At 62.7% G+C, this 16,398-nt stretch carries 19 protein-coding genes; 9 read left to right on the forward strand and 10 right to left on the reverse strand.

From position 1 onward, the window contains the following. Positions 1-26 precede the first annotated feature (26 nt). A complete protein-coding gene (locus tag GC127_RS17425; protein WP_151979126.1) occupies positions 27-782 on the forward strand; it encodes an alpha/beta fold hydrolase in 756 nt (251 codons plus the stop codon). 13 nt (positions 783-795) lie between these two features. Here the strand turns inward: GC127_RS17425 and GC127_RS17430 are convergent, their stop codons facing one another. The 3 genes from GC127_RS17430 to GC127_RS17440 all read right to left on the reverse strand — a co-directional run bounded on the left by GC127_RS17430 (position 796) and on the right by GC127_RS17440 (position 2,338). Continuing rightward, positions 796-981, reverse strand: a complete 186-nt coding sequence (locus tag GC127_RS17430; protein ID WP_008282054.1) for a hypothetical protein — start codon at positions 979-981, stop codon at positions 796-798. 154 nt (positions 982-1,135) lie between these two features. Continuing rightward, positions 1,136-1,915 (reverse strand): Bax inhibitor-1/YccA family protein, encoded by a 780-nt coding sequence (locus GC127_RS17435; protein ID WP_008282055.1) that lies wholly within the window; start codon positions 1,913-1,915, stop codon positions 1,136-1,138. A 219-nt stretch (positions 1,916-2,134) separates the two neighbouring features. Then, positions 2,135-2,338: a DUF1127 domain-containing protein gene (locus tag GC127_RS17440; RefSeq protein ID WP_037298278.1), complete on the reverse strand. Its 204-nt coding sequence runs from the start codon at positions 2,336-2,338 to the stop codon at positions 2,135-2,137. A gap of 123 nt (positions 2,339-2,461) precedes the next feature. Between GC127_RS17440 and GC127_RS17445 the strand changes: the two genes are divergently transcribed. Beyond that, a complete protein-coding gene (locus tag GC127_RS17445) occupies positions 2,462-3,334 on the forward strand; it encodes a LysR family transcriptional regulator (RefSeq protein WP_008282057.1) in 873 nt (290 codons plus the stop codon). Here GC127_RS17445 and GC127_RS17450 read toward each other — a convergent pair. Then, positions 3,321-4,283, reverse strand: a complete 963-nt coding sequence (locus GC127_RS17450) for an NADPH:quinone oxidoreductase family protein (RefSeq protein ID WP_008282058.1) — start codon at positions 4,281-4,283, stop codon at positions 3,321-3,323. The genes GC127_RS17445 and GC127_RS17450 overlap by 14 nt on opposite strands. Before the next feature lie 312 nt (positions 4,284-4,595). Between GC127_RS17450 and GC127_RS17455 the strand changes: the two genes are divergently transcribed. Next, positions 4,596-4,970 (forward strand): helix-turn-helix domain-containing protein, encoded by a 375-nt coding sequence (locus tag GC127_RS17455; protein WP_008282060.1) that lies wholly within the window; start codon positions 4,596-4,598, stop codon positions 4,968-4,970. A gap of 56 nt (positions 4,971-5,026) precedes the next feature. Continuing rightward, the gene (locus GC127_RS17460; RefSeq protein ID WP_081508358.1) at positions 5,027-5,818 is read left to right on the forward strand and encodes an inositol monophosphatase family protein; all 792 of its coding nucleotides are present in this window, start codon (positions 5,027-5,029) and stop codon (positions 5,816-5,818) included. Positions 5,819-5,915: 97 nt separating this feature from the next. On the opposite strand, the gene guaD is transcribed toward GC127_RS17460, so the two are convergent. Continuing rightward, positions 5,916-7,205, reverse strand: coding sequence for a guanine deaminase (guaD, locus tag GC127_RS17465; RefSeq protein ID WP_151979127.1), 1,290 nt, complete (start codon positions 7,203-7,205; stop codon positions 5,916-5,918). 135 nt (positions 7,206-7,340) lie between these two features. Here guaD and mgtE point away from each other — a divergent pair, with 135 nt between their 5' ends. Together mgtE and GC127_RS17475 are read left to right on the forward strand one after the other, a co-directional pair. Next, a complete protein-coding gene (mgtE, locus tag GC127_RS17470) occupies positions 7,341-8,732 on the forward strand; it encodes a magnesium transporter (protein ID WP_081508360.1) in 1,392 nt (463 codons plus the stop codon). Then, positions 8,729-9,310, forward strand: coding sequence for a 5-formyltetrahydrofolate cyclo-ligase (locus GC127_RS17475; RefSeq protein WP_151979128.1), 582 nt, complete (start codon positions 8,729-8,731; stop codon positions 9,308-9,310). The genes mgtE and GC127_RS17475 overlap by 4 nt, the downstream gene beginning before the upstream one ends. On the opposite strand, the gene glp is transcribed toward GC127_RS17475, so the two are convergent. Genes glp through GC127_RS17500 form a run of 5 tightly spaced genes read right to left on the reverse strand, consistent with a single transcriptional unit; the run spans position 9,295 to position 13,352 of the window. Then, positions 9,295-10,467: a gephyrin-like molybdotransferase Glp gene (gene glp / locus GC127_RS17480; RefSeq protein ID WP_151979129.1), complete on the reverse strand. Its 1,173-nt coding sequence runs from the start codon at positions 10,465-10,467 to the stop codon at positions 9,295-9,297. The two genes, GC127_RS17475 and glp, sit on opposite strands and share 16 nt — an antisense overlap. Next, positions 10,464-10,940 carry a cyclic pyranopterin monophosphate synthase MoaC gene (gene moaC, locus GC127_RS17485; RefSeq protein ID WP_151979130.1) on the reverse strand — a complete coding sequence of 159 codons (477 nt, stop codon included), beginning with the start codon at positions 10,938-10,940 and terminating at the stop codon, positions 10,464-10,466. Before moaC ends, glp begins: the two co-directional genes overlap by 4 nt. Next, the gene (gene trpC / locus GC127_RS17490; protein ID WP_008282067.1) at positions 10,940-11,755 is read right to left on the reverse strand and encodes an indole-3-glycerol phosphate synthase TrpC; all 816 of its coding nucleotides are present in this window, start codon (positions 11,753-11,755) and stop codon (positions 10,940-10,942) included. Before trpC ends, moaC begins: the two co-directional genes overlap by 1 nt. Next, entirely contained in the window at positions 11,752-12,774 is a 1,023-nt protein-coding gene (gene trpD, locus GC127_RS17495) for an anthranilate phosphoribosyltransferase (protein WP_008282068.1), read from the reverse strand. Before trpD ends, trpC begins: the two co-directional genes overlap by 4 nt. Beyond that, positions 12,771-13,352: an aminodeoxychorismate/anthranilate synthase component II gene (locus GC127_RS17500; RefSeq protein WP_008282069.1), complete on the reverse strand. Its 582-nt coding sequence runs from the start codon at positions 13,350-13,352 to the stop codon at positions 12,771-12,773. Before GC127_RS17500 ends, trpD begins: the two co-directional genes overlap by 4 nt. A 159-nt stretch (positions 13,353-13,511) precedes the next feature. Between GC127_RS17500 and GC127_RS17505 the strand changes: the two genes are divergently transcribed. The 3 genes from GC127_RS17505 to GC127_RS17515 all read left to right on the forward strand — a co-directional run bounded on the left by GC127_RS17505 (position 13,512) and on the right by GC127_RS17515 (position 16,394). Beyond that, complete coding sequence (locus tag GC127_RS17505) at positions 13,512-14,945, forward strand: divergent polysaccharide deacetylase family protein (RefSeq protein ID WP_151979131.1); 1,434 nt, start codon at positions 13,512-13,514, stop codon at positions 14,943-14,945. Positions 14,946-15,033: 88 nt separating this feature from the next. Then, on the forward strand, positions 15,034-15,531 hold the full coding sequence (locus GC127_RS17510) for a hypothetical protein (protein ID WP_008282072.1): 498 nt from the start codon (positions 15,034-15,036) through the stop codon (positions 15,529-15,531). A 119-nt stretch (positions 15,532-15,650) separates the two neighbouring features. Then, positions 15,651-16,394, forward strand: coding sequence for a HisA/HisF-related TIM barrel protein (locus tag GC127_RS17515; protein WP_151979132.1), 744 nt, complete (start codon positions 15,651-15,653; stop codon positions 16,392-16,394). The last annotated feature ends 4 nt before the right edge of the window (positions 16,395-16,398 follow it).

Consider the following 16,398-nt stretch of genomic DNA (forward strand, 5'->3'; position numbering starts at 1 on the left):
CTGTGATTCCGGCGGTATGAGGGGATATGTTGAACCGGATCGAACATGGCGCGCCGACTGAGCGGCCGGGATTGGTGATTGTGCATGGGCTCTACGGGTCTGCGCGCAATTGGGGGGTCATTGCCAAGCGGCTGTCGGACACGCGCCATGTGATCGCGGTGGATATGCGCAATCACGGCGCAAGCCCTTGGTTTGAAACGCATTCCTATGAGGATATGGCTGGCGATCTGGCCGAGGTGATCGAGGGGTTGGACGGCCCATATGATGTGCTGGGCCATTCGATGGGCGGCAAGGCGGCGATGGTGCTGGCGCTGACGCAACCGGCCTTGGTCAATCGGCTGATCGTTGCGGATATTGCGCCGGTGTCCTATGGCCACAGTCAGGTGCAGTATATCAAGGCGATGCAGGCGGTCGATCTGGCAACGGTTGAGCGAAGGTCGGACGCGGCCGCGCAATTGCAGGCCACGGTGGACAATCCGGCGCTGGTGCCGTTTTTCCTTCAGGCGTTGGATGTGGCGGAAAAGCGGTGGTTGTTGAACCTAGAAACGCTGGCGCGCGAGATGCCGAAAATCCTGAGCTTTCCGGATATTTCAGGGATTTACGAGGGGAAGGTGATGTTTCTCACTGGGGCAGACTCGGCCTATGTGACCCGCGAGCACCGCGACCGGATCAAGGCGCTGTTCCCTGCGGCACAGTTTGCCAAAATTCCCGGTGCGGGCCATTGGCTGCATGCCGAAAAGCCGCGCGAGTTTGAGGCGGCGGTGCGCACCTGGTTGGGGTGAGCGGCACCTTGGTTCAGCGCAGTTCGTAAAGCTTTTTGGCCACGATGTAGGACACCGGGAAGGCAGCGATAAATCCCAGAAGGGCGGCGATCAGGATCGGTTTCAGCGTGTCCTGTCCCATGACGAGGGCGGCGATCACCGCAGAGCCAGAGAGCGTGGAGCCGATGAAAAGATGCAGGATGAGGCCGAGGCGTAACATGGCGGAGACTTTCCCTTTTGGTGCGTTTGTTTATGGTACCGCACCTCGATAGAGCGGGCCTTGATCTGGGTCAGGGATTGCTTCTGAACATGAAAAAACCCGCCGGAGAGTGATCCGGCGGGTTCCATTTTAGCGTTTGCGGTTCAGGCCGCTTCTATTCCTGTTGCCCCATGAACATCAGCAGGAACTGGAACATGTTCAGGAAGCTGATGTAGAGGCTCAGCGCGCCGTCGTAGGCGGATTTGTCCAACCATTCCTGATCCCCATGTGCCGCGTGGGCGACATAGGTGTTCTTGATCTCTTGCGTGTGGAACGCGGTAAGACCGGCGAAGATCAAGAGGCCGATGGCCGAGATGGCGAACATCATGGCCGGGCTTTGCAGGAAAATGTTGATCACCATGGCGACAACAAGACCGATCACGCCCATGATGAGGAACGACCCCCAACCCGAGATGTCCTTTTTCGTGGTGTAGCCAAAGAGCGAGAGACCCGCAAAGGCGATGGCGGTCACGATAAAGGTCTGGACGATCGAGAAGCTGGTGAACATCAGGAAGATCGAGCTCATCGAAATACCGATGAGCGCGGCGAAGGCGAAGAAGCCAAGCTGCACGGCGGCAGCCGAAGCCCGACGCACGAGCGCGCCCCAACCAAGGAAGATGAACGCCAGCGGGGCCAGCATCACCACCCACTTGAGCGGCGAAAGGTAAAGCGCTGCGCCAAGGCCCGTCAGCATCTTGCCATTGGGAAGTTGTGCGGCGGCGGCGGAAGGATCGGTTGTCACGGCAAGCCCCGCGATGGCCCATGCCGCAAGCGCCGTGATGAGCATGCCCACGGACATCGTGCCGTAGACCTTGTTCATATGCGCGCGTAGGCCCGCGTCAATCTGGGCGGTGCGTGTGCCCGTCGCCGTCCGGATCGTGTTTAACTCTGCCATGTAACCCTCCGATATGTGAATGGCGATCCCGTTGTGGGACATTGCCAGTAATATCGGTAGGCCTGTCCGATATTTCAAGCGTTCATGCTTGTTTTAGACAGGTTTTATGCGGGGATTTTTGACGCGCGCTTGACGCGAGAGGCGGTATCGCGGCGCGGCACCTCAGATATCCGTGGGGTGGCCGTGTCAGGGCGGGCCCTGACACTGTCCTTGAGCGGGTCAGCAATGCAGCCGACGGGGCAAATCCCAGAAGGGGCGGCTTGCCTCGCGCAGCGCGGCTTCGCGGGTTAGACCAAGGTCTTCGAGCGCGGCATCGTCGAGCCGATAGAGGGCGCGGCGCTGTGTCCAGACAGCCAGCATCTCGGCAAGGCGCGGAGCGCGCAGGGCGGACCGGAGGACGGAGGTTTGGGCATGGACGGTCATGGTCTTTCCTTTCCCTTTGGTGATGTGGCTTGGGGTTTTCATTTCGGATGTTGATCTTTTGCCCGGATTCGTTCAATTTTGAAAATGAATGTTTGGCCGACTCATCATCAAGGAATGTGATATATGCGAAACCTCGACATCACTACGTTGCGCTCGTTGGTGGCGGTGGCCGACCATGGCGGTGTGACGCGCGCGGCGACGGCGTTGAATCTGACGCAATCAGCGGTCTCGATGCAGATCAAGCGGTTAGAGGAAATGCTGGATCTTACGCTTTTAGAGCGCGCCAATCGTCGGGTGTCATTGACCGCGCCGGGTGAGCAATTGGTGGGCTATGCGCGGCGTATGCTCGATCTGAATGACGAGGTGATGGGGCGGCTGACCGAAGAGACATTCGAGGGGGAATTGGCGCTCGGTGTGCCGCATGACATCGTTTATCCGGTGGTTCCACGTGTGCTCAAGCAGTTCAACGCGGCCTTTCCACGGGTCAAGGTCAACCTGCGCTCATCCAGCACGCTGCGGCTGCGCGAGGCGCTTGCGCGGGGGGAGGTGGATGTGATCCTGACCACCGAGGAAGGCGTGGGCGAGGGGGGCGAGACCTTGACGCAGATGAATCTGCGCTGGACCGGTGCGCAAGGCGGCGTGTCGTGGAAGCGACGCCCGCTGCGGTTGGCGTTTTGCCGCCAGTGCATTTTCCGGCCCATCGTGCTGCGCAAGCTGGATGCGGCGGGCGTGGATTGGGAGTTGGCGGTTGATTCCGAGGATGATCGCGCGGTTGAGGCATTGGTGAGTGCCGATCTGGCGGTTGGGGCGCTGCTCGAGAGCAGCATCCCGCCACATCTCGAGGCGATCCATCCCGGCGGGGCGCTGCCGGATCTGGGGATTCAGAAGATCAACCTGTACGGCAATGCGGGCCGCGATGCGGTGCGCGCCGAATTGATGCGGATGTTGCGGCAGGGATTTGGCGCGCTGACATCGCCGGTGCTTATGTCAGCGTGACCACGACCTTGCCGGTGGATTTGCGCAAGCGCAGTAGATCAAGCGCCTCTGCGGCCTGTTCAAGCGGCAAAAGATGCGAGACATGCGGGCGCAAGCGCCCGGCTGCATACCAGTCAAAGAGGGTGGCCATGCTCTGGGTTACCACCTCGGGGCGGAATTTGAGATAGCCGCCCCAATAGAGGCCCATCACAGTGATATTCTTGACCAGAAGGTGATTGGCGGGGATTTGTGGCACATCGCCAGAGGCAAAGCCGATCGTCAGGATGCGCGCTTCGGGGTTGCAGGCGCGCAGTGCGGCGGTAAATTGATCGCCCCCCACCGGATCATAAACCACATCGACGCCGCCAAGCGCGCGGCAGACATCGCGGATATCTTGGGTTGCCGCGTCGATCAGGTGATCGGCCCCGGCCTCTTGGGCCACGGCGAGTTTGTCGGCGCCGCGAGCACAGGCGATCACACGCGCGCCCATCTGCTTGCCGATTTCAACAGCCGTGAGGCCCACACCCCCGGCGGCCCCCAGAACCAACAGGGTTTCCCCCGGTTGCAGCCGCGCCTTGTGATCCAGCGCAACGTGGCTGGTGCCATAGGCCACTTGAAAGGCCGCTGCATCGGCAAAGCTCATGGCATCGGGCAGGGGCACCGCGCGGGCGGCGGGAAAACAGCCATAGTCTGCAAGCCCGCCCTGACCGCCAAAGACCGCGATGCGGGTGCCGGGGGCGGGGCCATCGGTGCCGGGGCCAAGGGCGTCAACCGTGCCTGCCACCTCCATTCCTAGGGTAAAGGGCGGTTCTGGCGTGTCCTGATAGGCCCCCTTGATCATCAGCAGATCCGCAAAGTTGAGCCCGCAGGCCGCGATCCGCACTCTGATTTCGCCCGGACCCGGGGTTGGCCGGGGCAGATCGGTCAAGAGGGGCTCTGCGCCCTTCGCGGGCAGGTGGTAGGCGCGCATGTTGAACCCTTGTGATTCTGACGAGGCGAGATAAAACTATGATCGTGGTTAGACGAATTCGATTCGCCCTGTCAAACCTGTGCAAGCCAAGCACAAAAAGTGGAAAACACCCTATCCAAAAGGATAGGTGCCCGCTTAGATTGTGTTTCATTGGGATAGGTCACGCAAATGGATAGCGATATTTCTTGAATTTTAACACCATCTTGGTAGGGTCTGGCACGCGCTGCTGGGATGCGTGGCGTCTTGCTCGGGGCATTTGTTTCGGGTGATCGAATTACGGTAATTCTCAGAGTAGGTAAGAAGGAACACTATATGCCGCACCCCGTTGATGTGCACGTCGGCAAACGTATTCGGCACCGCCGCTGGCTGGTGGGAATGACCCAGCAGCAGCTGGCAGAGAGCGTCGGAATCAAATTTCAACAGATTCAAAAATATGAGACAGGTGCGAACCGCGTAAGCGCGTCGCGGCTCTGGGACATTGCCGAATCGCTGGATGTCGAGATCAGCTTTTTCTTTGAAGGCCTGGATCAAGAGGGCGGTGTGGAGCGCGAAAAGAGCGATCCAGCACGGGCCGACCTGATGGGCGACAAAGAGGCGCTGGATCTGGTGCGTTCGTATTACGCCATTCCCGAAAACCAGCGTCGGCGTTTGTTCGACCTTGCCCGGGTTTTGAGCGAGGTGGCTTGAGCCGAGCCGGCCTTGGGTCTATCCCTCTGCGCAAGCGGTAGGAAAGGCGGGCCGGAATGGACAAGACAGATATCGTCAGGACAGCCCACGCTGTGGCAGATGCCGCGCGTGAGGCTGTTTTGCCGTTTTTTCGCAGTGCCGGGCTGACGGCGGATAACAAGCTGCCTGAGGGGCGGTTTGATCCGGTGACAGAGGGCGACCGTGCCACCGAACGTGCCATGCGCGAGGTTCTGCGGCGGTTGCGTCCGCAGGATGGAATCCTTGGCGAGGAATATGGCGCGGTTTCGGGCACCAGCGGCCTGACATGGGTGCTGGACCCAATCGACGGCACGCGGGCATTTATGTCTGGGGCCCCGACATGGGGCGTGCTGATCGCGGTTTCTGACGAGACTGGCCCGATCTATGGGATCATTGACCAGCCCTATATTGGCGAGCGGTTTGAAGGCGGCTGGGGCACGGCACGGATGACCGGGCCGATGGGCGCGCGGGATCTGCGGGTGCTGGGCGCGCGGGCCTTGTCGGATGCGATCGTCTTTACCACATTTCCAGAGTTGGGCAGCCCGGCAGAGGCGGCAGGCTTTGCCGAGGTCGCGGCCTGCGCGAAGTTAACGCGCTATGGGCTTGATTGTTATGCCTATTCTCTTGTTGCAGCGGGGCATGTCGATCTGGTGATAGAGGCTGGTTTGGCGGCCTATGATATTCAGGCACCGATTGCCGTGATCGAGGCGGCGGGCGGTATTGTCACCGACTGGCAGGGCGGCCCTGCGCATCAGGGTGGGCGGGCGATTGCCGCCGCCGGGCGCGCGCAGCATGAGGCGGCGCTGGAGATATTGTCGAAGGTGGTGTGAGGCGGGCAGTCGCTGGGCCGGGGACGGCCCGGCGATCGCGCGGCGCCCTTCGGGCTTGATTCCGCGCGGGGCGCTTTGTGCAAGCGTTGACAAAAGGTCAGATACGCACGGCCTTGCCCGCCACCCAAACGCCGGCAATGGCGCGGTCGTCGCCCATCATGATTGTGGGAAAGAGCGCCTCCCAGATGTCGTTTGCTTGCGCGCTGCGTTGCGCAATGGCGGGGGTTGAGGCGAGATCGAGGGCAACCAGATCGGCCTCCCTCCCCGGTGCGATAGTGCCGATTTGCGCGCCCATGTGCAGCGCCTCTGCCGAACCTGCGGTGGCGAGCCAGAGAAGCTGTGCCGGGTGCAGTGCTGTGCCGGTCAATTGCCCGATTTCATAGGCGGCGGCCATGGTGCGCAGCATGGAAAAGGACGAGCCCCCGCCGGTGTCGGTGGCAAGGCCCACACGCTGCCCTTCGGCCACACGCGCGGCGAGGTTGAATAGGCCCGATCCGATAAAGGTGTTGGAGGTGGGGCAATGGATGAGGGCTGCGCCCATCTCGCGCAGGCGGTCGCGCTCGCGCGTCTCAAGGTGGATGGCGTGGCCATAAAGCCCGCGCGCCCCCAAAAGGCCGTGCGATTCGTAGGTGTCGAGATAATCGCGCGCCTCAGGGTAGAGGGATTTGACCCAGGCGACCTCGTCCACCTGCTCGGACAGGTGGGTTTGCATCAGGCATTCGGGGTATTCCGACCAGAGCGTACCCAAGGCCGCAAGCTGATCCGGCGTTGAAGTGGGCGAGAACCGGGGCGTGATGGCGTAAGAGAGCCGGTCCACGCCGTGCCAGCGTTCCAGCAGTGCTTTGCTGTCGTCATAGGCGGATTGCGCGGTGTCGCGCAGCCCCTCGGGCGCGTTGCGATCCATACAGGTTTTGCCCGCCACGGCGCGCAGGCCACGCGCCTTTGCGGCCTGAAAAAACGCGGTCACGCTGGCGGGATGGATGGTGGCGTAGCTCGCGCAGGTGGTGGTGCCATGGGCGAGCATGAGGTCGAAATAGCGGCCCGCGATGTCCGCCGCATATGCGGGATCGGCAAAGCGCATTTCTTCGGGAAAGGTATAGGTGTTGAGCCAGTCGATCAGGCGTTTGCCCCAACTGGCGATGATCGCGGTCTGGGGGTAATGCACATGCGCATCGACAAACCCGGCGCTGATGAGGCGGCTGCCCATATTGGTCACGGTGGCCTGTGGGGCCTGTGCGCGCAGGTCCTGCGCGGTGCCTAGGGCAGCGATCCGGCCATTTTCGATCAAGAGCGCCTCATGCAGGGTCGAGGCCCCGGCGGGGTCGCCGTCGAACGGTGAACGATCGAAGGCGAGAACTTGGCCGGTGATCAGGGTGAGTGACGACATTTGCCCCCCGTGGGCTAAGGATTGCGCAGGGGGCAGGATAAGGGGGCACAAGGCCGGGGTAAATCGGCCCAATGTGATTGTTTTCCGCAAGACGGTTCTTTAATCCTGCGCGCAACAGAAACGCAGGGGGGCAACATGGCAGAACACGAAGACGATCTGGCCCCCGAGGTGGAACAGGACGAGGATGATACGCCGCTCACGCGGTCCTTGATTGCGCGGATCATGTATGCGGTCGAGACGCAGGACCGTGAAATGCTCTGGGCCGAGATGGAGCCGCTTCATGCGGCCGACATCGCCGACCTTCTGGAACAGAGCAACGCCTACGACCGACGGCGCTTGATCGCGCTTTACGGGCAGGAGTTCGACGGCGATATTCTGTCGGAACTCGACGAATCGATCCGCGAAGAGGTGATCAACCTTCTCACGCCGCAGGTTCTGGCCGACGCGGTGCGCGAGCTTGATTCCGATGATGTTGTCGATCTGGTCGAGGATCTGGAGGATCAGCAGCAAGAAGCGATCCTGAGCGTTCTGGAAGACAGCGACCGTGCGGCGGTCGAACAATCGCTGACCTATCCGGAATATTCCGCTGGCCGTCTGATGCAGCGCGAAGTGGTGATGGCCCCCGAGCATTGGACCGTCGGCGACGCGATTGATTTCATGCGCCATGCCAAGGAATTGCCAGAGCAGTTCTATCACATCGTGCTGGTCGATCCGCGGCTGCATCCGGTGGGCAATGTCACGCTGGGGCGGATCATGGCCTCGCGTCGGGATGTGCCGCTGAAAGACATTGTGGAGGAGACATTCCACACTATTCCGGTCACGCGCTATGACGGCGATGTGGCCTATATGTTTAACCAGTATCACCTGATTTCGGCCCCCGTCGTGGATGAGGATGGCCGGTTGGTGGGCGTGATCACCATCGACGACGCGATGGCGGTGCTGGATGAAGAGCATGAAGAAGACATCATGCGTCTGGCCGGTGTGGGCGAGGGCGGGATCAACGATTCCGTGATCGAGACCTCCAAGCAGCGGGTGCCGTGGCTTGCCGTCAATCTGGGCACGGCGATTCTGGCCTCGTTGGTGATTGCACAGTTCGAATTGGCGATTGCGCAACTGGTGGCGCTGGCCGTCTTGATGCCGATTGTCGCCTCGATGGGGGGCAATGCCGGAACGCAGAGCCTGACGGTGGCAGTGCGGGCGCTTGCGACCAAGGACCTGACCGGCGCGAATGTCTGGCGAGTGCTCAGGCGCGAAACGCTGGTTGGGCTGATCAACGGGTTGATTTTCGCGCTGGTGATGGGCGCGGTTGGGGTGGTCTGGTTTGGCGGGCCGGAACTGGGCTATGTGATCGGTGCCGCGATGGTGATCAATCTTGTCGTTGCCGGGTTGGCAGGGGCGGCCATACCGGTGATCATGGACCGCATGGGCGTTGATCCGGCGCTGGGTTCGGGCACCTTTGTCACCACGGTGACGGATGTGGTGGGTTTTTTCGCGTTTCTGGGGCTGGCGACGGTGTTTCTGATATGACCGATTTGACAGAGGTAAAGGCCGCAGCGCGCAAGACCGCGTTTGAGCGGCGCGCCGAGGCGCATCGCGCCCGGATGCCGGGGACGGCGGCGCTTTTGTCGGGGGTATTGGCGGGGTATCGGGGCGTGCCGCTGGCAGGCTATATGCCAATCCGGTCCGAGATTGATCCGCTGACCGCGATGGAAGAGGCGGCAGCGCATGGGCCGGTTGGCGTGCCTGTCATTCGCGGCGCTGGTCTGCCGCTTGATTTTTCGCGCTGGGGGCCGGGATGCGCGCTGCGCGAGGGGCCGTTTGGCGCGATGGTGCCCGAGGTGGACGATTTCTTCGAGCCAGAAATATTGATTGTGCCTTTGGTGGCCTTTGATCGCCGGCGCGGGCGGCTGGGCTATGGCGGCGGATTTTATGACCGCACGCTCGAGATGCTGCGTGCCCGGCGCGGGACATTGGCCATCGGCTTTGCCTATGGTGCGCAGGAGGCGGCGGAACTGCCGCTTGAACCGACCGATCAGCCGCTTGATATGGTCGTGACCGAGGTGGAGGTGATCAGCTTTGGCACGCGCGGTCAGAGTGGGAGATAATCCATCATTTCCCCGGCTGCACGCGCAGGATCGCTGACCGGGCGCACCATCAGCGCCCGGGCATTGGCGAGGATGGTCAAGAGTGAGCTGTCCTGTTTATCCTCGGGATGAATACCCTCAGGTGTTAGGGCCGCACGCATGTAATGCTCGCGCGGGCCGTTGGCGGGCAGGGCAATCGCCAAGGGCGCGCGCAGGCGCGGCGCGGGGGCGGTGCCCAAACCCAGCATGGCATTGATCATGGGCGCGATGAACACATGACCGCAGACCATGGCCGACACCGGATTTCCGGGCAGGCCGACCATGGCTGCGCCGTTCAGACGCCCGGCCATCAATGGTTTGCCGGGGCGCATAGCGACCTTGTAAAAGGCGCGGTCCATGCCCAGATCGCCCGCCACCCGACCGACGAGATCATGGTCGCCCACTGAGGCCCCGCCGATGGTGATGATCAGATCAGCGCCCCGCGTCAGGGCAAAACATGCGGTGAGCGAAGCCACGGTATCGCGGGCGATGGGCAGGATGCGCGCCTCTGCCCCCATCGCGTCGAGCATTGCCTTAAGGCCAAAGGTGTTGGACGCGATGATCTGATCGGGGCCGGGGGCCTCTCCGGGCATGACCAATTCGTCGCCGGTGGACATCAGCGCCACCTGTGGTTTGCGGCGCACCGGCACGGCGGCGATGTTCATCGAGGCGAGAAGTGCAATGTCAGCGGGGCGCAGACGTCGGGGGGCGGTGATGGTCTGACCTTCGCGGAAATCGCAGCCCAAGGGGCGAATATGATCCTTGCGGTCAAGATTTTGGCCAAGGGTGATCTGGTCGGCGTCGCGGGTCACATCCTCTTGGATGATCACGCGGGTGGCCCCTGTTGGAATGGGCGCGCCGGTAAAGATGCGCACCGCTTGGCCGGACGACACGGACCCGGCGTAGGCATGGCCTGCCGCGGCCTCGCCGATCACCCTGAGGGTGGTGCCGGGGGCCGCATCAGCGCCGCAGACCGCATAGCCGTCCATGGCAGAGGCGGCGAAGGGCGGCTGATCGCGCCGCGCGGCCACATCGCGGGCAAGGATGCGGCCTGCGGCCTGCGCGAGCGGCACCTCTTCGATGTCGAGCGGTTGAACAAGGCTGAAGAGATGCGCGAGGGCCGCGTCAACAGTGATCATGTCGCCTCATACCGTCCTGATTTTCCACCATCTTTTAGGATCACGCGAAGGCCGCCGATTTCCATCGCCTTATCCACCGCCTTGGTCATGTCATAGACCGTGAGGGCCGTGACGGAGGCGGCGGTCAGCGCCTCCATCTCGACGCCGGTCTGGCCTGTGGTCTTGACCGTTGCGGCGATGCGCACGCCAGGAAGATCGGGGTCAAGGGTGAGGTCCACCGTGACCTTGGTGATGGCAAGCGGGTGGCAGAGCGGGATAAGGTCGGGCGTTCGCTTGGCGGCCATGATCCCGGCAAGGCGGGCGACGGCCAGAACATCGCCTTTCTTGGCGCGGCCTTCGGCAATGATATCAAAGGTTTCGCGGGCCATCTTGATGTGGCCTTCGGCCACGGCCACGCGCGCAGTCACGTCCTTGTCCGAAACATCGACCATATGGGCATGACCTTGGCCGTCGAAATGGCTGAGCCCGGACATCAGAATCCGCCCGGTGTCAGCGGATTGGCCAGCAAGTTGCGCGTGGCCTGTGCCACATCCTCGGCGCGCATCAGGGTTTCGCCGATCAGGAAGGTGCGCGCGCCGTAACGGGCCATGTCGGCCAGATCCTCGGGCGTGGCGAGGCCGCTTTCGCAGACGATCATGCGTTCGGGCGGCACGAATTTGGACAGTTGCCGCGTGGTGTCGAGCGTGGTCTCGAAAGTGTTGAGATCACGGTTGTTGATGCCGATCATCCGGGATTTGAGATGGTTGGCGCGGTCGAGTTCGGCGCGGTTATGGACCTCGATCAGCGCATCCATGCCCCAATGGGTTGCGGCCTCTTCCAATTCGAGCGCTTGCGCGTCCGAGACACTGGCCATGATGATCAGGATGCAATCGGCCCCCCAAGCGCGCGCTTCGGCCACCTGATAGGGATCATACATGAAATCCTTGCGCAGCACCGGCAGGTCGCAGGCATTGCGCGCCTGTTCAAGGTAGTCCGGCGCGCCCTGAAAGCTGGGCGTATCTGTCAGCACCGAAAGACAGGTGGCCCCGCCGGTCGCATAGGCCTGCGCCAGCGCGGCGGGGTCGAAATCGGCACGGATCAAGCCCTTGGAGGGGCTGGCCTTTTTGATTTCGGCAATGAGGCCATAGCCGGTTTTGGTGGCCTTGAGCAACGCATCCGCGAAGGGGCGGACGTGCGGAGCCTCATGGGCCAGCGTCTCGATCTCGGCCAAGGGGTGCGCGGCTTTGGCTGCGGCAATTTCTTCGAGTTTATAGGCTTTGATCTTGTCCAGAATGGTCGGCGTTGTCATGCAGTCTCCGATGTCAGTTTCGCAAGGGCAGCGATTTTTGCGCGGGCTGCGCCGCTGTCGATGCTTTCTGCGGCTTGGGCCACGCCGGCGCGCAGGTCGCTGGCATGTCCGGCAACCGTCAGGGCGGCGGCGGCGTTGAGCAGCACAGCATCGCGGTAGGCGCCCGGCGCACCATCAAGAAGCGCGCGCAGGGCGGCGGCGTTTTCCGCAGGGGTGCCCCCCAAAATGGCCTCGAATGGATGCACGGGCAAGCCAAAATCCTCGGGATGCAATTCGGTCTCGTGGATGCTGCCGTCGTCTTCGAGGGCCGCGACCCATGACACGCCGGTGATTGTCATCTCATCGGTGCCGTCCGAGCCATGCACAAGCCAAGCGCGGGTTGAACCCAATTGGCCCAAGGTTTCGGCCATGGGGCGGATAAGATCGCGGGAAAACGCGCCGGTGAGTTGGCGCTTGACGCCTGCGGGGTTGGTAAGGGGGCCAAGGATGTTGAAAATGGTCCGGGTGCCCAATTCGGTGCGCACCGGGCCGACATGGGCCATGGCCGGGTGGTGCATGGGGGCCATCATAAACGCTATGCCCACTTCCGTCAGCGCGCGTTCGACCACTGGCACGCCGACCATCACCTTGATCCCCATTTCCGTGAGCGCATCCGCCGCCCCGGATTTGGAGGAGAGGTTGCGGTTGCCATGTTTGGCCACGGGCACGCCCGCGCCCGCCACAACAAAGGCCGTCGCGGTCGAGATATTGAGCGTGCCCTTGCCATCACCACCGGTGCCGACGATGTCCATCGCCCCCTCTGGCGCGCGCACGGCGTTGCATTTGGCGCGCATCACGGCGGCGGCGGCGGCGTATTCATTGACCGTCTCGCCGCGCGTGCGCAAAGCCATGAGAAAGCCCCCGATCTGGGCGGGTGTCGCTTCGCCTTCGAACAGGATCTCAAAGGCGGTTTCGGCCTCTGTGCGACTGAGGGGGCGGTCGACAGCGGCAGCGATCAGCGGTTTGAGCTGCTCGCTCATGCCGGAACCTGCATCATGTCGATGAAATTCTTGAGCAGCGCGTGACCGTGTTGCGATGCGATGGATTCGGGGTGAAATTGCACGCCCTGAATGGGCAAGTCGCGGTGTTGCAGGCCCATGATGGTGCCATCTGCCAGTTCTGCGGTGATTTCAAGGCAGTCGGGCAGGCTGGAGCGTTCGACCACGAGCGAGTGATAGCGCGTCGCCTCAAAGGGAGAGGGCAGGCCAGCAAAGACGCCTTTGCCCTCATGAAGGATCTGGCCCATCTTGCCGTGTACGATTTCGGAATGGCGGATAACCTTGCCGCCAAAGGCCTGACCGATGGTCTGATGCCCAAGGCAGACGCCCAAAAGCGGAATACCCGCCTCGGCGGCTGCAAGGGTGAGCGGCAGGCAAATGCCCGCCTGATCCGGATCGCAGGGGCCGGGCGAAAGCAGGATGCCATCGGGGCGCATCGCCATCGCTTCTTGCACATTGAGCGCATCATTCCGCACAACGCGGGTTTCTGCACCCAATTCGCCTACGTAATGGACGAGATTATAGGTGAAACTGTCGTAGTTATCGATCAAGAGCAGCATTCGCGCCTGTCCTCATGCAAAGGGGGCTGGAGGCCAAGGGGCCGGTCGCGGTATACTTGTTCAGTCTTGCGCGGCACCGTCAAGGGGCGCTAGGCCGGATAACAGGCAAAACAGGCAGATGTGGGGGCAAAGGCAGTGGCACGCGGAGTATTGGCAGGCATGATGACGGGAACGCTGGTGTCGGGGCTGGCGTTGGGCACACTGTCTGTGCTGAGCGGGGCACCGGGTACGGTGCCGCCTGAAGCGGTGAGTTTGGAGGTGCCTGCGGGGTCGGGGTTCGATCTGCGGCGCGAGGATGCAGAGGCGGCCTTGCCCGAGACGCAGGCCGCGCCCGAGACGGCGGGAGTGTCGCAGGCCGCACCGCCTGCGCCCGATGACAGCGCTGGCATCGGTGCAGTCGAGACCGCGCCGGCAGCGGTGCCGGAAACGGGGGAGGCGGCCGCCTTGGCTGAGGCTCCCGAAGTGGTGGCCGATAGTGGCGGTGTGGCGGTCGAGAGCGATGAGCCGGTTCTGCCAAGCCCGCTAGTGCCAGCGCCTGTGGTGCCGAACAGCGAGGGCGCGGTGGCGGTTTCGACCGATCCCGCGCAGCCGCCCGCACCCCCTCCAAGCGAGGAGAGTGCTAGGTTGAGCACGCCAGAGGCGGGGCAGAGCGAGTCTATTTTTCCATCCGAGGAGCCTGCGCCGGTGCTGATCCCTGACGCCACGGATGGCGAGGGCGTGGCGGATCTGTCGCCGGAAGCCGAGGCACAGGCAGAAGTGGCCCCTGTGCCGGAAGCGGACGCAGAGACTGTGGCCAAGACCCTGCCTGCGCTGGGCACGATCGGCAACCGGGCCGAAGGGGTGACAACCAATCGCCTGCCCAGCCTTGGCGATCCTGCGCCCGAGGTTGCCGAGGCCATCGCAGAGCCCGAGGCGGCGGAGGGTGCCTTGGTGCGCAATCGGGTGGCGTTCGACAATCCCGAGGGCAAGCCGCTGATGGCGATCATTCTGATGGATGACGGGCAGAGCCCGATTGGGATCGAGGCGCTTCAGAGTTTTCCCTATCCGCTGAATTTCGCGGTGGATGTCACCTGGTCCGGGGCGGCGGATGCGGCAGAACGCTACCGCGCCGCCGGATTCGAGGTTTTGGCCATGGCCGATTTGCCCGAAGGGGCGCGGCCCGAGGATGCCGAAGTGGCGATGCAGGCGTGGTTTACGCAGGTGCCGCAGGCGGTGGCGGTTTTGGAAGGGGCAGGCGCGGGCCTGCAATCGAGCCGCGAAGCCACGGCGCAATTGGCCCCGATTCTGAAAGAGAGCGGGCATGGGCTGGTGATGCATCCCAACGGGCTGAACACGGCGCAAAAGCTGATCGCACGCGAGGGCGTGCCCTCGGCCAGCCTGTTTCGGGATTTTGACGGGCAGGGACAGAATGCTGCCGCCATCCGGCGGTTTCTGGATCAGGCCGCGATGCGGGCGGATCAGCAGGAGGATGGCGTGATCATGCTGGGTCGGTTGCGGGCGGATACGATCAGCGCCCTGCTCCTCTGGGGCTTGGCAGACCGGGCCGCAAGCGTGGCCTTGGCGCCGGTGTCGGCGGTGCTTCGGGCGGAGTGATCCCGGCGCCTGCCTTGTGCGGTCGTTGACCGAGGCTGCCGTTCGCGGCTACGCTTGGGCCATAGTCATGCGAAATGGAGTTTTTATGATGTCCAAAAGATTGATTTTGGCACTTGGTCTTTCATTGATGGGATCGGCGGCCTTTGCGGATATGACCGTGCAATTGGGCGGTGGCTGGGATGGTCGCAAGGTGCCCGCCGGTCAGCATTGCCATTTGTCCGGTGGCAAAGGCAGCACGCCCCCGATGACGGTCTCGGGTATTCCTGCGGGCACGGTCTGGCTGATTGCCTATTACAACGACAAGTCTTACGGCCCGCTGTCGCAGAATGGGGGCCATGGCACGATCGGCTATCCTGTCAAAGGAGCCACGGCCGATCTGCCTGCGGTGCCCGGAATGACCGCAAAGCTGCCCGGTGGCGTGCGGGTCATCAAGCCTGCGCGCTCGACCGGGGATTACGCAAGCCCGGGATATCTGCCGCCATGCTCTGGCGGTCGCGGCAATCGGTATACGGTGGATATTCGGGCGGTCGATGCCGCGGGCAAGGTGTTGTCTGAACTGAAGAACGTCGACATCGGAAAATACTGAGCGCTGCGCCGATCTGGCCCATTGGGCCGCGAAAGGCCCGCATCATGCCGCACCGGGGACAGCCGGGGGTACGCTGTGACCGCAGGTTGGGACCACAACCATAGCGAAAGGTGCTGGCGATGATCCTCTATCCGACCTTGGAAATACTGGACGGAAAATGTGTCACTCTGACGCGCGGGCGGCTGGATGAGCCGGTCTTCTGGCATGTGGACCCGATCGAAACCGCGCGCCGTTTTGTGGCCGCCGGGGCCGATTGGATGCACCTCACCGATATGAACGGGCTGCGCGGCGCGGGTGACAATGATGCGCTTATCGAGCAGATCATCCGGGCCGTGGGTATTCCGGTGCAGCTTGGCGGCGGGTTTCGGGGACGCGAAGCGGTGGAGCGCTGGATCGACAAGGGGGCGGGGCGGATTGTTCTGGGCACAATGGCGGTTCAGAACCCCGAAGCGGTCAAGGCGCTGGCCAAGTATCACCCGGATCAGATCGTCGTGGCGGTGGATATCTATCAGGGGCAGTTGATGACCGATGGTTGGCGCACGGCCTCTGCCTTTGGTCCGGGTGAGTTGATCGCAGCCTTTGACGGTGTGCCGCTGGCGGGGATTTTGATTACAGATATTGATGCCGATATCGAGGATAGCGATGGCAGTCTCGGGGTGATTTCCGGGCTGGCAGCCAAGACGCGGCATGCGGTGATTGCGCGGGGCACGGTGCGGACGGTCGATGACGTGGCGCGGCTGCGCTACATTCCCAATATCGACGGCACGATCATCGGGCGCGCGCTTTTGTCCAAGGATGTCGATCTGGGCGAGGCTCTGGCGATTGCGCGGGCCGCCCCGGAAGCGAAGGCAGAGTTCATCTGAGCGC

The organism is Roseovarius sp. EC-HK134 (assembly GCF_902498815.1).
GTDB lineage: Bacteria > Pseudomonadota > Alphaproteobacteria > Rhodobacterales > Rhodobacteraceae > Roseovarius > Roseovarius mucosus_A.

Excerpts from the sequence above, each read along its gene's own strand:
- GC127_RS17440 (WP_037298278.1), bottom strand. The coding sequence starts at position 2,338 with ATGACCGTCCATGCCCAAACCTCCGTCCTCCGGTCCGCCCTGCGCGCT.
- GC127_RS17505 (WP_151979131.1), top strand. The coding sequence starts at position 13,512 with ATGATGACGGGAACGCTGGTGTCGGGGCTGGCGTTGGGCACACTGTCT.
- GC127_RS17450 (WP_008282058.1), bottom strand. The coding sequence starts at position 4,283 with ATGCGCGCCTACCACCTGCCCGCGAAGGGCGCAGAGCCCCTCTTGACC.
- trpC (WP_008282067.1), bottom strand. The coding sequence starts at position 11,755 with ATGACAACGCCGACCATTCTGGACAAGATCAAAGCCTATAAACTCGAA.
- glp (WP_151979129.1), bottom strand. The coding sequence starts at position 10,467 with ATGATCACTGTTGACGCGGCCCTCGCGCATCTCTTCAGCCTTGTTCAA.
- GC127_RS17460 (WP_081508358.1), top strand. The coding sequence starts at position 5,027 with ATGGACAAGACAGATATCGTCAGGACAGCCCACGCTGTGGCAGATGCC.
- guaD (WP_151979127.1), bottom strand. The coding sequence starts at position 7,205 with ATGTCGTCACTCACCCTGATCACCGGCCAAGTTCTCGCCTTCGATCGT.
- mgtE (WP_081508360.1), top strand. The coding sequence starts at position 7,341 with ATGGCAGAACACGAAGACGATCTGGCCCCCGAGGTGGAACAGGACGAG.
- GC127_RS17445 (WP_008282057.1), top strand. The coding sequence starts at position 2,462 with ATGCGAAACCTCGACATCACTACGTTGCGCTCGTTGGTGGCGGTGGCC.
- moaC (WP_151979130.1), bottom strand. The coding sequence starts at position 10,940 with ATGTCCGGGCTCAGCCATTTCGACGGCCAAGGTCATGCCCATATGGTC.
- GC127_RS17425 (WP_151979126.1), top strand. The coding sequence starts at position 27 with ATGTTGAACCGGATCGAACATGGCGCGCCGACTGAGCGGCCGGGATTG.
- GC127_RS17515 (WP_151979132.1), top strand. The coding sequence starts at position 15,651 with ATGATCCTCTATCCGACCTTGGAAATACTGGACGGAAAATGTGTCACT.
- GC127_RS17430 (WP_008282054.1), bottom strand. The coding sequence starts at position 981 with ATGTTACGCCTCGGCCTCATCCTGCATCTTTTCATCGGCTCCACGCTC.
- GC127_RS17510 (WP_008282072.1), top strand. The coding sequence starts at position 15,034 with ATGTCCAAAAGATTGATTTTGGCACTTGGTCTTTCATTGATGGGATCG.
- GC127_RS17475 (WP_151979128.1), top strand. The coding sequence starts at position 8,729 with ATGACCGATTTGACAGAGGTAAAGGCCGCAGCGCGCAAGACCGCGTTT.
- GC127_RS17435 (WP_008282055.1), bottom strand. The coding sequence starts at position 1,915 with ATGGCAGAGTTAAACACGATCCGGACGGCGACGGGCACACGCACCGCC.
- trpD (WP_008282068.1), bottom strand. The coding sequence starts at position 12,774 with ATGAGCGAGCAGCTCAAACCGCTGATCGCTGCCGCTGTCGACCGCCCC.
- GC127_RS17455 (WP_008282060.1), top strand. The coding sequence starts at position 4,596 with ATGCCGCACCCCGTTGATGTGCACGTCGGCAAACGTATTCGGCACCGC.
- GC127_RS17500 (WP_008282069.1), bottom strand. The coding sequence starts at position 13,352 with ATGCTGCTCTTGATCGATAACTACGACAGTTTCACCTATAATCTCGTC.